The organism is Georgenia subflava (assembly GCF_009193155.1).
GTDB lineage: Bacteria > Actinomycetota > Actinomycetes > Actinomycetales > Actinomycetaceae > Georgenia > Georgenia subflava.
The window spans coordinates 134350-149196 of sequence record NZ_VUKD01000001.1 but is presented as its reverse complement, the minus strand read 5'-3'; the positions used below and the strand labels follow the sequence as shown (position 1 = coordinate 149196).

Below are 14847 nucleotides of genomic sequence, written 5' to 3'. Positions count from 1 at the left end.
TCGTCCACGACACGCGCGAACCGGCCCGGCGCGGCACCACCCACCCGGCCCCGCGGCTGCCTACCGTGGGCAGATGACCCCTCGTGCGCTCTTCTCCCGCGGCGGCACCGCCCGCCGCCAGGTAGCCACGGTCAAGGACCGCATCCGTCCGGGCCACGGCGACCCGGTCGTGCCCGACGCGCCGGCGCCCGGCGCCGCCTTCGGTGGCGGTGGGCGCGGACCCGGGACCCGCCCGGCCCGTCCTCGCCCGGTCTCCCCGGGCCGGGCCGCCGCCGTCGACGACGCCGCCGCCCGGTGGCACCGGTCCCTCGTGGCGCTCGGCGGGGCCAGCACCCTGGCGGACATGACGCTGCTCGGCGACGCCGTCATCGACCTGACCGCCGCGCACCCCTCGGGCATCGCCCAGCTCTACGCCGGACGCACCACCCGCCTGAGCAACCTCGTGCGCGAGGCCGGTGCCCAGCTCGCCGCCCGCCGGGGCGCCCGCACCGTGCGCGCCCGCGCCGACGAGCTCGCCCAGCGCTACGGCCTGGCCCCCACCTACCTGGCCATCGGCGTCGCCACCTGGACCGAGCTGCCGGACCCGCTCGCACCGGACCTGTCCGAGGACGGCGAGGTGGTCCTCGAGGTCTCCGCCGACCCCGGCAACGCGCACGCCGAGTCCTCCGCCGACTCGGCGCCGAGCGCCCCGTCGGGCGCGGAGGCGCCCGCGCACCCGCCGGCCGATGCCGATGCCGGCGACGGCGACGAGGGCGACCGCGACCCAGCCCGAGACGCGCCCGCAGCCGCCCGGGCGGCGACGCCGGTGACAACGGTCCGCACGATCCACGCCCCGGTGCTGCTGCGCGCCGTCCGGCTCACCGCGACCGGCGGTCCCGAGGCGGACTTCGACGTCGACCTCGAGTCCGCCATCGAGGTCAACCCCGTCCTCGTGCGGTCCCTGCGAGCGGCGGGCGTGACCGTGGACGTGGGTGCCATCGCCCGGACCGCGTACACCGAGCACGGGTTCTCCCCGCGCGGGACGCTGCTCCGGCTCGCCGAGCTCGGCCGGGAGAACCTCGCCGGATTCGAGCTCAGCGAGCGGATCGTCGTCGGCCCGTTCGTCCACCCCGGCCAGGTCCTGGTCGACGACCTCGACGCGATGCGGGCCCACCTGCCCGGCTCGGACGTCGTCGCCGCCCTCGCCGGCGACGAGGAGGCCCGACGCGCGCTGGACGTCGCCCTGCCGCCGCACGTGGCCACCGACCGGGCGCCGGAGGAAGAGCGCGGCGCCGGCGACCTCGACGTCGACCAGGCCCACGCCGTCGACGCCGTCGCCGCCGGCCGGCACGTCTTCCTCGACGCCGCGCCGGGCGCGGACACCCCCGGTATCGTCGCCGCCGTCATCGCCGACGCCGCGGCGTCGGGCCGCACCGTCCTGTACGTGCCGGGCACCCGCCGGACCGGGCGGGCGCTCGCCCAGCGGATGACCGAGCTGGGCCTGGACGAGCTGACCCTGGACCTGTCCGCCGACGCCCGTTGGCGCACCACCGCCGCCGAGCGACTGCGCGCCGGCCTGAGCCCGGTCGACGTCGACGTCGACGACGCTGCCGTGCGCGCCACCCGCACCGAGCTCACGGCCGTGCGCACCCAGCTCGGTGACTACGTCGCCGGCCTCCACGCCACCCACGAGCCGTGGGGCGTCTCCGCGTACGACGCGCTGCAGGCGCTCGCCCGCCTCACGGCCGCGCGGCCCGGGCCGCGCACCCGGGTGCGCCTGGACGAGGAGGCCCTGCGACGCCTGGACGACGGCGGCCGGGAGCAGGCCCGCGAGTCGCTCGCCCGGGCCGCCGGCCTCGGCGCCTTTACCCTGCGCCCCCACGACACGCCCTGGTACGGCGCCCGCCTCACCGAGGCGCCCGCCGCCTCGGCCGCGCTCGAGCGCACCCAGCGCCTCGGCGAGCTGTCGCTGCCGGCCCTGCTCGAGCAGGTCGAGCGCGTCACCACCCAGACCGGCCTCGCCCGCGCCACCACCCTCGACGCGTGGTCCGAGCAGCTGGCGATGCTCGACGGGGTCGCCGAGGCGCTCGACGTCTTCCTCCCGCAGATCTTCGAGCGGTCCGCCGCGGACATGGTCATCGCCACCGCGACCAGCGCGTGGCGCAAGGAGCACAGCCTGTCGATGAAGGGCTCGGTGCGCCGGCGCCTGCGCAAGCAGGCCAAGGACCTCCTGCGCCCCGGCCGGCCGGTCGCGGACCTGCACGGCGAGCTGGTCCGCGTGCAGGAGCAGCGTGAGATCTGGCGCCGGCACAACCCCGCCGGGGGCTGGCCGCGGCTGCCCGACGGCCTCGCCGAGATCAAGTCCACCGAGGCCGAGGTCCGGGCCGACGTCCAGGCGCTCCAGGAGGTCATCGGCTCCGGGGCCGGCAACGAGAACCTCTTCACCGTGGCGCTGCCCGCCCTGGTGGAGCGGATGAAGGAGCTGGGGCTCGACGCCCCCGCCCTGCGGCTGCTGCCCGAGCGCACCCGTCTGCTCGGAGAGCTGCGCGAGCGCGGCCTGGGTGGCCTGGTCGACGACCTCGGGGAGCGTCGGGTGCCCAACGGCCTCGTCGGTTCCGAGCTCGAGCTGGCGTGGTGGAGCTCGGTGCTCGAGCAGATCCTGCGGACCGACCCTGCGCTGGCGGGCCTGGACGGTCCGGCGCTGACGGCCCTCGCCGCCCGCTTCCGCGAGCTCGACGACGCCCAGGTCGCGTCGCTGGCCGGGCCGGTGCGCCGGGCGGTCGCCACCAACCTGCGCACCACCGTGCGCGACCACCGCGAGGAGGCCGCGCAGCTCTTCGACGCGCTCGGCGCCGACCACGGCGCGCACCTGCGCGAGACCCTGGCCGCCTACCCGCGGCTCACGGGCGCCGCTCGGCCCGCCTGGCTCGTCGCCCCCATGCTCGTGCCCCACCTGCTGCCCGAGGGTCCGAGCGTGGACCTGCTGATCGTCGACGGCGTCCAGCACCTCCCGGTCGAGCAGGCCGTCTCGGTGCTCGCGCGGGCGAGGCAAGTAGTCCTCGTGGGCGACTCCCGCCGCGGCGGCGACGGGCTCGTCGGCGCGCTGGCCCCGCTGCTGCCCGCGGTCACCCTGCCGACCGGCCGGGCGGCCCGCGACGAGGGCATCTCCGCCTTCCTGGCCACCCACGGCTACGACGGCGTGATCCGGTCGGTGCCGGCCCCGCCGTCGGCCTCGCGCATGCGGCTGGACCTGGTCGAGGGCTACGGCATGCCGGCACCCGGTGCCGACGCGGTGGAGTCGGTGCAGACGGAGGTCGACCACGTGGTCGACCTGGTCGTCGACCACGCGCTCACCAGCCCGGAGCTGTCCCTGGCCGTCGTCGCCCTCAACCCCCGGCACGCCGAGCGGGTCCGCGAGGCCGTCGCCGCCGCCGTCGCCGACAGCCCGGCCGTGGCCGGGTTCTTCCGCGCCGACCGGGACGAGCCCTTCACGGTGCTCGACGTCGACGCCGCCGGCGGGCTGCGCCGCGACGTCGTGGTGCTCTCGGTCGGCTACGGCAAGACGCCGCACGGACGGGTGCTGCACCGCTTCGGCGCCATCTCGGAGCCCGACGGCCTGGCCTGCCTCGTCGACGCCCTGGACGCCGTGCGCCACCAGCTCGTGCTGGTCAGCTGCATCGGCCCCGGCGACCTGGACCGTGACCGGCTGCGTCACCCGGGTCCGCAACTCCTGGCCGATCTCATCGACCAGTCCGCCACCGGCACGCTGCCGGGGGAGACCCCGAGCTCCGTGCCGGCCGAGACCCCGGACCAGCTCCTGGTGGACCTCGCCGAGCGGCTGTGGCGGCTGGGCCTGATCGTGGTGCCGCGCTACGGCCTCGCAGGCGGGGTGCGGATCCCGCTGGCGATCGGCCACCCCGAGCTGCCTGGGGAGCTGCTCGTCGCGGTGCTGACCGACGACGCGGAGTACGTCGCGGAGCCGAGCCTGCGCCGCCGGGACCGGCACTGGGTGCAGCGCCTCGGCGCGCGCGGGTGGCGGGTGCACATGGCGTTCTCCACCGCCGTGTTCATGGACCCGCAGGCGGAGGCGGAGGCGATCCTCGCCGCCGTGATGACGGTCGTGGACGAGCGTCGTGAGGCGGCGCTGGCGGCCCGTCCCGCGGCACCGTCGATGACCGCCCTGCCGCACACCTACGACGGTCCGGGCGACGGCGGGGCCCAGACGCCCGGGGACGTCGACGTCCCGGGAGACGGTGCCGGTCCCGCCGACCCGGGCACGTCCGAGGTGGTGCCCGCGGAGCCCGAGCAGCCGAGACGTGCGGTGCCCGTGCGCGAGCGCGGACCGCGGCCGCCGGTGGTCCCGGGACTGCCGCTGGCCGCGTACAGCGACGACCAGCTCGATGACCTGGTGGCCTGGATCGAGTCCGACGGAGCCGGGCGGGAGGACGTCGAGCTGGTGGAGGAGCTGCGCGGCGAGCTCAGCCTGACCCGTCGCGGCGCCCAGGTGGACGCGGTGCTCGGCCACGTCGTGCGCCGACGGGCGCGATGAGCGTGGCCGAACCGGGGGAACCGGCGCGGCGTCGTCGGCACCGCCGGGTGGTGGCGCTGTCGGAGGTGGACCGCCGGCGCCTCGCCGCCGGAGAGATCGACGACCCGGTCGAGGCGCTGCACGACCGCGACGCTGAGCCGCATGCCGCGGACGAGCCGGGCACCGCGGAGGGGGCGAACGACGCGCGGCTGCTGCGTGACGTCCCGCCGCACTGGGGCAGGCGCTGAGCCGTCAGGCCGTGACGGCCTCGGTGACGTCGGCGTGGTCGAGCGTGTGCTCGAGGAAGACCTCCACCCACGGCAGGTAGTCGAGCGTGGCGCCGCTGACCCACCACAGCTTGGCGCCGCAGGGCCGGCGCAGGACCATGGCGGCGTGGTGCCCGGAGTCCGAGCTCACCAGCGGCGTCGTCCCCAGGAACCAGTCCGGCACCGGGCGCGGGCCGCACCAGCGCTGCCCCGACCCCGGCGGGTCGGTCAGGAGCGTCGCGCGCGCCAGCGCGGAGAGCCCCATGAGCTCGGCGCCGAGGGCGACGTCCCAGCGGGGCGTCATCACCGGCTCCTCCGTGTACCAGCCGCCACGCGCGGGCAGCCCGATCGCGCCGCCGATCTGGAGCGTGTCGACCTCGGGCGTCTCCGGCGCCGGCCCGTTGCTCACGACGATGTCGGCGGAGACCGAGCACCTGGTGGGCATCGCACCGAGGGTGGTGATGGTCTCCTCGACGTCGGCGGGAAGCCGGTGGATCAGGACGCGCGGCACGGCTGTGGTCATGGAGGGCTCCATGGTCGGCGGGGTCTGGGCCGCACCCGAGTCTGCTACCTGCGGCAGGTTCGTGCGCGCCGAATCCCCAGGGAACTACCTGCCATGTCACCTTTCGTCCCGCTGGGGACGGCCAGGTGTGGCGGCAGGCGTGCAGTCGGGGCCCGCGTGCTTGACCTCTCAGCGCTCGGCAGGCGGTGCGGCGAGAGCTGTGCCGCCGCCCTGGGCGGCGAGCAGGTCGCGGATCTCGGTCAGCACGCGCACGTCCTCGGCCGGCGCCTCGGGCTCGGCCTCCTCGACCTTGCGGCGCGCGGCGAGCGTGTTCAGCGGCACGACGACGAAGAAGTAGATGGCTGCTGCGACGAGCAGGAAGTTCACGAGCGCGGTGATCACGGTGCCGGGCCGCACGGTGGCGTCGTTGATGGTGAACGCGAGGACGTCGTCGAAGTTGGGCTCGCCGACGAGCCCGGCGACGAGGGGGTTGAGGATGCCCTCGACGACCGAGGTGACGACGAGGCCGAATGCCGCCCCGATGACGACACCGACGGCGAGGTCGACGGCGTTGCCGCGTGCGATGAACTCCTTGAACCCTGCAAGCATGGAAGCGTCCTCCGTGGCGCCCCGCGCACGGGCCGAGCGCCGGTCATGGGCTGTTCAGGACGGCTCGCAGCGGTGCCCAGGCACTCGAGCCGACGAGAACGGTAGCGGTTCCCGGGCTCGCCGCCACGTACAGGAAGCTGACGTCGGCCATGCCCGACGTGAGCGGTCCGCCGTCCGCCGGCTCCCAGGACGCCAGGACGACGACGTCCCGTGCGACCACCTCGGCCTCGCCGGGGACCCCGGTCAGGTCGGTGCCCGCCGCGACGAGATCGATGCGCTGGCCGGGCTGCGCCAGGCGGGCCGTCGCGGCGTCGGCGACAGGGACGGGCAGGACCACTGTCCCGGCGGGAGCGCCGGCGGCGAGGCCCGGCCCCGTGAGCATGGCCGGCACGAGTGCTGTCCCGGCGGGGAGGCCGACGGCGAGCGGCTGGCCGAGAGCGTCGTCGAGTTCCCGCAGCACGCCCGGAGGGTGCGTGCCGGCGGGTACGGAGCGCATCGTCAGGTCGGCGGTTGCCAGGACGGTGCCGGCCGGGACGTCGTCGGTGACGGTGAGGACCCGCTCGGCCGGAGGCGCGGGCGGGCGCAGCGCGCCGACCGTGACCGCGGCCGCCAGGCCGATGCAGGCGGCCGCCAGGAGGTGACGCCGTCGCCAGAGCCAGCGGCGGGCGCGCGCCGCCGCCGATCGCGACGGCGGCACGGGACGACGGGTGCGCATCCCGGCACGCTAGAAGTCCGCGGTGCGCCAGCCTCCGCCGTCGGGGCGGCGGTGTGGACGGTGCGGCAGGAGCCGGGCGTGTGGACCGTGCGGCTGGAGCCGGCGGTGTGGACTCAGCTCGCCGCCGCGGCCTTGGCCGGGGTGGAGGTGGTGGAGGTCGACGACGAGCTCGTGGTCGAGGACGTGCCGGAGGAGCCGGACGAGGAGGTCGAGCTGCTCGACGTCTCCTTGGCCGCCGGGGTGGACGACGTCGAGGTCGAGCGCGAGTCGTTGCGGTAGAAGCCCGAGCCCTTGAAGACGACGCCGACGGAGCTGAAGAGCTTGCGCAGCGTGCCCCCGCACTCGGCGCAGACGGTGAGGGAGTCGTCGCTGAACGACTGCTTGACCTCGAACTCGTTGCTGCACACGGTGCACCGGTAGGCATAGGTAGGCACTGCGGAACCTCCATCGGGACGAGGGCGGATGCTGGCACTCCGCCACATCGAGTGCCAATCCTACTCTGCCGCGCGCCGCAGGTCACGGTGAGCCTGGCCACGCGGGATACGCTCGGGCGGTGCGAGGAACGTCGGTGCTGCGCAGGGCGGCCATCATCATCGCGGCACTGGTCGTCGTGGCTCTCGTGGCCGCTGTCGGGCTCGGCACCGTCCTGGTGCGCCGCCCGCTGCCCGACCACGCCGGCGAGGTGACTCTCGCCGACCTCGGCGGCCAGGTCCAGGTGATCCGCGACGAGCGCGGCGTCCCGCAGATCTACGCCGAGACCGACGCGGACCTCATGCGTGCCCAGGGCTACGTCCACGCGCAGGACCGCTTCTTCGAGATGGACTACCGGCGGCACGTCACGGCCGGGCGGCTCTCCGAGCTGGTGGGCGAGAACGACACCGCGCTCGCCGCCGACGTCGTCATCCGGACCTTCGGCTGGCGCCAGGTCGCCGAGCAGGAGTGGGACCTCCTGACCGACGAGTCGCGGGCCCTGTACGAGGCCTACGCCGAGGGCGTCAACGCCTACATCTCCCGGCACGAGGCGTCCGAGCTCGGCCTGGAGTACACGGTCCTCGGCACGACCACGACGCTGGAGAAGGTCGAGCCCTGGCAGCCGGTCGACTCGCTCGCGTGGCTCAAGGCGATGGCCTGGGACCTGCGCGGGAACTACGACGCCGAGCTCGGGCGCGCCGCGGCGCTGCGCACCCTCGGGGACGTCGCCCGCGCCGAGGAGCTCTTCCCGGAGTTCCCCTACGACCTCAACACCCCCATCGTCGCGCCCCAGGACCAGGTGGCCGACGCCGAGGCCACGGACGCCGCCGTCGAGACTCCCGCGGACACCGGCTCAGCCGGCACCGAGACTGCGGGCACCGATGCTGCGGCCGCTGAGGCTGCGGCGACCCAGGCAGCCGCCACCGGGGCTGCCGATGACGACGTCGACACCGCCGGAGCCGCCGCCGCGCTCGGTGGCAGCGCGGCGGGACAGGCCCTCGCCTCCGCCCAGGAGGCGCTCGACGCCGTCCCGGTCCTGCTCGGGGAGGGGGAGGGCATCGGCTCGAACTCCTTCGTCGTCTCGGGCGAGCACACCGCCTCTGGCTCGCCGCTGCTGGCCAACGACCCGCACCTCGCGCTGGACGCACCGAACCTCTGGTACCAGGTGGGGCTGCACTGCACCGAGGCGAGCGAGGACTGCACCTTCGACGTCGCCGGCTTCAGCTTCGCCGGCATGCCCGGGGTGATCATCGGCCACAACGACCAGCTGGCCTGGGGTCTGACCAACCTGGGGGCCGACGTCACCGACTTCATGCTCGAGCGCCTCTACGACGACGGCACCTACCTGCGTGACGGCGCCCGGGTCCCGCTGGAGCAGCGCCGCGAGACGATCGAGGTCAACGGCTCCGAACCGGTGGTCACCACGGTCACCAGCACGGTGCACGGACCGTTGGTCACCGACGTCCTGCCCGAGACCGGCGTGACCGCCAGCGCACCGGTGCCCGAGGGGGCGCCGCCGGCCGGCTTCTCCGGCTACGCCGTCGCGCTGCAGTGGACGGCGCTCACGCCTGGGCGCACCGGGGACGCCATCTTCGCGATCAACCGCGCGACCGACGCCGCGGACATCGCCGCGGCGGCCGAGTACTTCGAGGTGCCGTCGCAGAACATCGTCTTCGCCACTGTCGACGGCGACATCGGCTACCAGGCCCCGGGCAAGATTCCCGTGCGTGCCGCGGTGCCCGACGCGCCGGTCCCGGCGGACGGCTCGTGGCCGCGGCCCGGCTGGGACTCGCGCTACGACTGGCAGGGGTTCGTCGACCCGGACGACATGCCGGCGGTCCTCAACCCGGCGGAGGGGTTCATCTCCGCCGCGAACCAGGCCGTCATGCCCGCCGGCCAGGGCCCGTTCCTCACCAGCGACTACGACCCCGGCTACCGGGCGGAGCGCATCCGGACGCTGCTCGAGCGGGCGATCGGCGACGGCGAGAAGCTCGACGTGGCCGCGATGAACGAGATCATGCTCGACGACGCCAGCCCGTTCGGGCCGGTGGTGCTGCCCGCGCTGCTCTCGGTCGACGTCGAGGACAGGTTCGTCGAGGAGGCCGTGGACCTGCTGCGCCAGTGGTCCGCGGACGGGTTCCCCACCTCCGTCGACTCCGCCGGCGCGGCGTACTTCAACGCGGTGTGGGGCAACCTGCTCGACCTCACCTTCACCGACGACCTCCCGGCCTCGCAGGTGCCCGACGGCGGGGCGCGCTGGCTGCAGATCATCACGGTCCTCCTCGAGGACCCGCAGAACCCGTGGTGGGACGACCGCACGACCGTCAACCTCGTCGAGGGCCGGGACGAGATCCTGCGCCAGGCGATGGTGCGCGCACGCCAGCAGCTGACGAACTCCATCAGCAAGGACCCCGCCGACTGGGAGTGGGGACGGATGCACCAGTTCCAGCCCCAGCACCCGGTCCTCGGCGGCGACGGCGTCCCCGCGCCCGTACGCCGGCTGTTCAACCCCGCACCCGTCGAGGTGGCCGGTGGCTCCTCGATCGTCAACGCGACGAGCTTCGACACCGCGGGCCGGGACGAGTTCGGCCGCGCCGACTACCGCGTGACGGCGGGCCCGTCGATGCGCATGGTGGTGGACCTGGCCGACCTCGACGCCTCCACCTGGGTCACCTCGAGCGGGACGTCGGGTCACCCGGGCTCGGTGCACTACACGGACCAGACGCATGCCTGGGCCACGGGGGAGACCTACCCCTGGCCCTTCAGCCGCGAGGCCGTGGAGGAGTCAGCGGCGGAGACGCTCACGCTCCGCCCGCCCGAGTAGCCCCAGCCGGGTCGGGTCCGGTCCTCAGTGGTCGAGCGGGTGGCGCTCGGTGAGCGCGGTCAGCGCCGCCGACTGCGCGGCCAGCGCCTCCGTCTGGAACGGGGAGCCGGCGAGGAGGAACCAGCGCTCGGGCGTGATCACGGCGGGCACCGGCACGTCGTGCTCGTCCACCGGCAGCAGGACGTCGGCGATGAGCTCCTCCTCGAAGATCATGCCGAAGACGGGTGTGCCGGGGCGGGTGAGCTTGAGCATGCGGTCGTACCAGCCGCCGCCCTGGCCCAGCCGCGTGCCGGCGGCGTCGATGGCCAGCGCCGGCGCGATCACGACGTCCACGTCGGCGACCGCCTCGGCGGGCAGCACGTCGCCGGAGGGTTCGGGCGGGCGTCCCGGGGCCCGCACCTGCAGGTCGTCGGCGCTGCGGTACTCGGCCCACTCGCGGTGCAGGCCCGGCCCCAGCACGGGGAGGAGCACGGCGGTGCCGCGCTCGCGCAGCGCCTCCAGCAGCGGCAGGGAGCTCGGCTCGGTGGGGCGCGAGACGTACGCGGCCACGCGTCGTGCCTCGCCGACCGCCGCCAGCCCGTTCGCCGCGAAGCGCTCGGCGGCCCGGGCCCGCTCGCCCTCGGGACGCTGCTTCCGCGCCTCGCGCACGATCCGGCGTAACGCCTGCTTCGCGTCCTCGGTCTCGTATCCGTCGGTCCTGGGAAGGGAGACCTGGCTGCGGTGCATGGCACTCAGTCTCCCAGCCCGACGGCGTCCCGGCCACCATTCCGCGGAGCAGTTCCGCCGAGCGCGGACGGTGTCAGAGGCGAATTCCGCCGTCGGCACGGATAGCCTCGGATCATGTCTGCGAACACACCCGAGAGCCATGCAGCCGCCGTGCGCAAGGCCGTCGTCCCCGTGGCGGGCCTGGGCACCCGGTTCGTGCCGGCCACCAAGGCCATCCCCAAGGAGATGCTGCCGGTGGTCGACAAGCCGGCGATCCAGTACGTGGTGGAGGAGGTCGCCGACGCCGGGCTGAGCGACGTCCTGCTCGTCACCGGCCGGGGCAAGGGCGCCATCGAGGACCACTTCGACTCCGCCCCCGAGCTCGAGGCCAACCTCGAGCGCAAGGGCGACGCCGACCGGCTGGCGGCCGTGCGCCGCTCCGGCGAGCTCGCGCACGTGCACTTCGTGCGCCAGGGCGAGCCCAAGGGGCTCGGCCACGCCGTGCTCCAGGGCAAGGACCACGTCGCCGGCGAGCCGTTCGCCGTCCTGCTCGGCGACGACCTCATCGACGCCCGGGACACCCTGCTCACCGACATGATCGCCGTGCGCGAGCGCATGGGCGGCTCGGTCATCGCGCTGCTGGAGGTCGACCCGGACCAGATCAACCTCTACGGCGCCGCCGCGGTGGAGCCGGTCGAGGGCGCGTCGACGATCGGCTCGCTCGGCGAGGGCGACGTCGTGCGGGTCACCGAGCTCGTGGAGAAGCCCCCGGTGGACGAGGCGCCGTCGAACCTGGCCCTCATCGGCCGGTACGTGCTCGACCCGGCCGTGTTCGCGGTGCTCGAGCAGACCGCGCCCGGGCGTGGCGGGGAGATCCAGCTGACCGACGCCCTGCAGACGCTGGCGGCGATGGACCCGGCGGACGGCGGCGGCGTGCACGGCGTCGTCTTCCGCGGCCGCCGCTACGACACCGGCGACAAGCTCGACTACCTCAAGGCGGTCGTGAAGCTCGCCGCCGACCGCGACGACCTCGGTCCGGACTTCACCGCCTGGCTGGAGTCGTGGGTGCGCGGCCGGCACGTCGAGCTCGGCTCCACGCCGGAGCCCGGGCCGGTGGGCCCGCACGATCCCGTCCAGCTGTGAGGAGCGTCCAGGAGCACCTGGCCGCCTGCCTGGCCGCCGTCGGCCCGCTGCCGCCGCTCGAGGTCGTGCTTCCCGACGCCGTCGGCTGCGTCCTCGCCGAGGACGTGCTCGCGACCGGCGACCTCCCGGTGGCCGACCTGGCGGCGATCGACGGGTACGCCGTGCGGGCCGCGGACGTCGCCGACGCGGGGCCGTCCGCCCCGACGACCCTGCGCGTGATCGACGAGCTCCGCGCCGGTGCGGTGGACCCGATCCACCTCGTGCCGCACACCGCCGTGCGCATCGCCTCCGGGGCGCCGCTGCCGGTCGAGGCCGACGCCGTGGTGCCTGTGGAGCAGACCGACTTCGGCTCGGCGCAGGTCGCCGTCCGGACCGCAGTGGCTGCTGGGGAGAACGTGCGCCGCCGCGCCGAGGACCTGCGCCACGGCGAGATCGTGCTGCCCGCCGGCGAACGGGTCGGCGCCCGGCAGATCGCACTGCTGGCCGGGGTGGGCCGCGGCCGTGTCAGCGTGCACCCACGCCCGCGCGTGGTGATCGTCTCCGTCGGCGACGAGCTCGTCGAGCCGGGCCGCGCCGCCGCGCCCGGGCAGGTCTACGACGCCAACGGCCACGCCCTGGCCACCGCGGTGCAGGACGCCGGCGGTGCCACCTACCGGGTCGCCGCCGTGCCGGACACCCGCGCCGAGCTGCGCGAGACCCTCGAGGACCAGCTGGTCCGTGCCGACCTCGTCCTCACGACCGGTGGCCTGAGCTACGGCGCGAACGACACCGTCAAGGAGGTGCTCGGCCCGCTCGGGACCGTGCGGTTCGACAACGTGGCGATGTGGCCGGGGCGCCAGCTCGGCGTCGGGCACGTCGGCGACGGCACCCCGATCTTCGCGCTGCCGGGCGACCCGGTCGCCGTCCAGGTGGCGTTCGAGACGTTCGTGCGCCCGGCGCTGCGGGCGATGGCCGGGTACGGCCAGCTCTACCGCGACTCCGTACCGGCCGCGGTGACGACCGGCTGGTACTCGCCGGCCGGGCGGCGCGAGTTCGTCCGGGTCCAGGTCACGGGCTCGCCGTCCGGCGGCTACCGGGCGGAGCCGATGGGGTCGCCCGCGTCCCTGCTGCTCTCCGCCCTGGCCCGGTCCAACGCCTTCGGCGTGGTGCCCGAGGACGTCACCGACGTGCGTGCCGGCGACCGGCTGCACTGCCTCCTCCTGGACGACTGATGGTGGGGGAGTGGGCGACGCGCTGGCCGGTCAGCCTCGTGGAGGACCGGTTGACGCTGCGCCCGCTGCGCATGCGTGACCGCCGGGAGTGGGAGCGGCTGCGCCGCGCGAACGCCGCGTGGCTCGACCGCTGGGAGGCGACCTCGCCCACGGGCGCCGCTCCGGCGTCGTTCCGCAGCTACGTGCGCACCCTGGACCGCAACGCCCGGGCCGGTGCCGCGCTGCCCTTCGTCGTCGAGCTCGACGGCGCGATGGTCGGTCAGCTGACCGTCTCCTCGATCACGCGGGGCTCGTTCTGCTCGGCCAGCATCGGGTACTGGGTCGCCGAGCGGGTGGCCGGTCGCGGCGTGACGCCGATGGCCGTCGCCATGGCGTGCGACTACGCCTGGTTCGAGGCCGGTCTGCACCGGATCGAGATCAACATCCGCCCGGAGAACGCGGCGTCCCTGCGGGTGGTGGACAAGCTCGGCTTCCGGGACGAGGGCCTGCGGCGCCGCCTGCTGCACATCCAGGGGGACTGGCGCGACCACCGGTCGTTCGCGCTGACGGTCGAGGAGGTGCCGGGCGGGCTCGTGCGGCGATGGACGGCCGCGGGCGGCGGCGTCAATTGACCGTCCGCCTCGGGCGAATGACACCTGTGTAAGACACACCGTTGCCGGTCCCGTCGGCCGTGCCCGCTCGCGCCTAGTTTTGAGCCGTGGAGCTTCAGGGGTACGTGGTCATCGCGCTGACCCTGATTCTCCTCGGCTATCTGCTGCCGCACCTGGTGCGCACCAGGCAGCTGCTGCTCGACTCCCGGGTGGAGGACCGGTTCTCCGGTGACCTGCGGATCCTGGCCACGGTCGGCTCGGAGCAGGTCGACGGCGGCCGTCCCCGCTCGAGGGCCGGGTCGGCAGAGCCGGGTGCACACCACCGCGAGGTGGCTGCGCGTCCCTACCTGCACGATCCCGCCCGACGACCGGAGGCATCCATGAACAGGCCTCGCGCACGCACCGAGCGCGCCATCGAGGACGCCCGGGCGCTGGCTGCCGCCAGGGCCGCCCGCGCGGCCCGGGTCTCGCGCCGCGCCGCCGCCGCGCGCCGCCGGCTCATCCTCACCGTCGCCCTGCTGCTCGCCTCTGCCGGCGCGTGGGCCGCCGTCGCCACGGCCGGCGCCGCGCTGGTGCTGGCCATCGTCCCGACGCTGCTGCTCACCAGCGTCCTGGTGCTCGGTCGGCGTACGGCGGTCAAGGCCGCCGCGAACGACAAGAGGGACCGCGCGGAGATGGCTCGGCTCGAGGCGAGGCTGAAGGCGATGTCGCGCCGCGCGGCCGCCGCCCCGCCGCGCCGCTCCGCCGGACCGGTCGCCGCACCTGCCGGGGCGACGTCGACGGGGCGGGCTCGCCCGCCGGCCACCGCGCCGGCCGGGTCCGGTTCGGGCGACGTGGAGGCGTCGGTCGACGTGTCCGACTCCGCGCACGACGTCGAGGCGCCGGCTGCAGTCGTCGTGGCCGTGGACCGCGCCGACGACGACGCCCCCGCCGAGGTTGTCCTCGAGAACGCGCAGGCCGATGACGTCGTCGAGGCACCCGCAGCGGCTGCCGTGGCGACGGAGGAGCTCGGAGACGACGATGTCGAGGCACCTGTCGAGGGCGAGAGCACGGCCACCTCGACGGTCGAGCCGTGGACGCCGGTCCCCGTGCCCGCGCCGTCGTACACCCTGAAGCAGACGACGCCGCGCCGCGACGTCGCGCCCTACGCCGGGGAGGCGGCCACGCCGTCCGCTTCGGTGCCACAGCGCCCGACCGCCGCCTCGCCCGCCTCCGCGCCGGCGCCTGTCGAGGAGCCCGTGGCCGTCACGCTGGACCTCGACGCAGTCCTCGCACGGCGCCGCGCAGCCGGAGAGTGACGAAGA

At 75.1% G+C, this 14847-nt stretch carries 12 protein-coding genes and 1 pseudogene; 8 read left to right on the top strand and 5 right to left on the bottom strand.

Going from position 1 to position 14847, the window contains the following annotated elements; translation table 11 throughout:
- Window positions 1-73: 73 nt before the first annotated feature.
- Together GD748_RS00760 and GD748_RS00755 are read left to right on the top strand one after the other, a co-directional pair.
- Entirely contained in the window at window positions 74-4528 is a 4455-nt protein-coding gene (locus tag GD748_RS00760; RefSeq protein ID WP_226920609.1) for a hypothetical protein, read from the top strand.
- A complete protein-coding gene (locus GD748_RS00755) occupies window positions 4525-4755 on the top strand; it encodes a hypothetical protein (protein WP_152816345.1) in 231 nt (76 codons plus the stop codon). The genes GD748_RS00760 and GD748_RS00755 overlap by 4 nt, the downstream gene beginning before the upstream one ends.
- A gap of 4 nt (window positions 4756-4759) precedes the next feature.
- On the opposite strand, the gene GD748_RS00750 is transcribed toward GD748_RS00755, so the two are convergent.
- The 3 genes from GD748_RS00750 to GD748_RS00740 form a co-directional block, all read right to left on the bottom strand.
- Window positions 4760-5296 (bottom strand): hypothetical protein, encoded by a 537-nt coding sequence (locus tag GD748_RS00750; protein WP_152193301.1) that lies wholly within the window; start codon window positions 5294-5296, stop codon window positions 4760-4762.
- Window positions 5297-5464: 168 nt separating this feature from the next.
- Window positions 5465-5884 carry a large conductance mechanosensitive channel protein MscL gene (mscL, locus tag GD748_RS00745; RefSeq protein ID WP_152193300.1) on the bottom strand — a complete coding sequence of 140 codons (420 nt, stop codon included), beginning with the start codon at window positions 5882-5884 and terminating at the stop codon, window positions 5465-5467.
- A 43-nt stretch (window positions 5885-5927) separates the two neighbouring features.
- The gene (locus GD748_RS00740; RefSeq protein WP_152193299.1) at window positions 5928-6599 is read right to left on the bottom strand and encodes an SAF domain-containing protein; all 672 of its coding nucleotides are present in this window, start codon (window positions 6597-6599) and stop codon (window positions 5928-5930) included.
- 78 nt (window positions 6600-6677) lie between these two features.
- On the opposite strand from GD748_RS00740, the gene GD748_RS20175 reads away from it, so the two are divergent.
- Window positions 6678-6878 carry a hypothetical protein gene (locus GD748_RS20175; RefSeq protein WP_319593300.1) on the top strand — a complete coding sequence of 67 codons (201 nt, stop codon included), beginning with the start codon at window positions 6678-6680 and terminating at the stop codon, window positions 6876-6878.
- 62 nt (window positions 6879-6940) lie between these two features.
- Here the strand turns inward: GD748_RS20175 and GD748_RS20170 are convergent.
- Window positions 6941-7081, bottom strand: a pseudogene (locus GD748_RS20170) (FmdB family zinc ribbon protein); the annotation flags it as partial.
- A 71-nt stretch (window positions 7082-7152) separates the two neighbouring features.
- Between GD748_RS20170 and GD748_RS00730 the strand changes: the two are divergent.
- A complete protein-coding gene (locus GD748_RS00730) occupies window positions 7153-9894 on the top strand; it encodes a penicillin acylase family protein (protein WP_152193297.1) in 2742 nt (913 codons plus the stop codon).
- A gap of 24 nt (window positions 9895-9918) precedes the next feature.
- On the opposite strand, the gene GD748_RS00725 is transcribed toward GD748_RS00730, so the two are convergent.
- Window positions 9919-10620, bottom strand: a complete 702-nt coding sequence (locus tag GD748_RS00725) for a 5-formyltetrahydrofolate cyclo-ligase (RefSeq protein WP_152193296.1) — start codon at window positions 10618-10620, stop codon at window positions 9919-9921.
- Window positions 10621-10734: 114 nt separating this feature from the next.
- Here GD748_RS00725 and GD748_RS00720 point away from each other — a divergent pair, with 114 nt between their 5' ends.
- The 4 genes from GD748_RS00720 (at window position 10735) to GD748_RS00705 (ending at window position 14841) form a co-directional block, all read left to right on the top strand.
- Window positions 10735-11742, top strand: a complete 1008-nt coding sequence (locus GD748_RS00720) for a UTP--glucose-1-phosphate uridylyltransferase (protein WP_152193295.1) — start codon at window positions 10735-10737, stop codon at window positions 11740-11742.
- Window positions 11739-12953: a molybdopterin molybdotransferase MoeA gene (locus tag GD748_RS00715; protein ID WP_152193294.1), complete on the top strand. Its 1215-nt coding sequence runs from the start codon at window positions 11739-11741 to the stop codon at window positions 12951-12953. The genes GD748_RS00720 and GD748_RS00715 overlap by 4 nt, the downstream gene beginning before the upstream one ends.
- On the top strand, window positions 12953-13564 hold the full coding sequence (locus GD748_RS00710) for a GNAT family N-acetyltransferase (RefSeq protein WP_152193293.1): 612 nt from the start codon (window positions 12953-12955) through the stop codon (window positions 13562-13564). The genes GD748_RS00715 and GD748_RS00710 overlap by 1 nt, the downstream gene beginning before the upstream one ends.
- A gap of 86 nt (window positions 13565-13650) precedes the next feature.
- The gene (locus GD748_RS00705; protein ID WP_152193292.1) at window positions 13651-14841 is read left to right on the top strand and encodes a hypothetical protein; all 1191 of its coding nucleotides are present in this window, start codon (window positions 13651-13653) and stop codon (window positions 14839-14841) included.
- Window positions 14842-14847 lie beyond the last annotated feature (6 nt).

Bases quoted from the DNA above. Each gene is read 5' to 3' on its own strand.
- GD748_RS00760 (WP_226920609.1), top strand. From the start codon at position 74: ATGACCCCTCGTGCGCTCTTCTCCCGCGGCGGCACCGCCCGCCGCCAG.
- GD748_RS00755 (WP_152816345.1), top strand. From the start codon at position 4,525: ATGAGCGTGGCCGAACCGGGGGAACCGGCGCGGCGTCGTCGGCACCGC.
- GD748_RS00750 (WP_152193301.1), bottom strand. From the start codon at position 5,296: ATGACCACAGCCGTGCCGCGCGTCCTGATCCACCGGCTTCCCGCCGAC.
- mscL (WP_152193300.1), bottom strand. From the start codon at position 5,884: ATGCTTGCAGGGTTCAAGGAGTTCATCGCACGCGGCAACGCCGTCGAC.
- GD748_RS00740 (WP_152193299.1), bottom strand. From the start codon at position 6,599: ATGCGCACCCGTCGTCCCGTGCCGCCGTCGCGATCGGCGGCGGCGCGC.
- GD748_RS00725 (WP_152193296.1), bottom strand. From the start codon at position 10,620: ATGCACCGCAGCCAGGTCTCCCTTCCCAGGACCGACGGATACGAGACC.
- GD748_RS00720 (WP_152193295.1), top strand. From the start codon at position 10,735: ATGTCTGCGAACACACCCGAGAGCCATGCAGCCGCCGTGCGCAAGGCC.
- GD748_RS00710 (WP_152193293.1), top strand. From the start codon at position 12,953: ATGGTGGGGGAGTGGGCGACGCGCTGGCCGGTCAGCCTCGTGGAGGAC.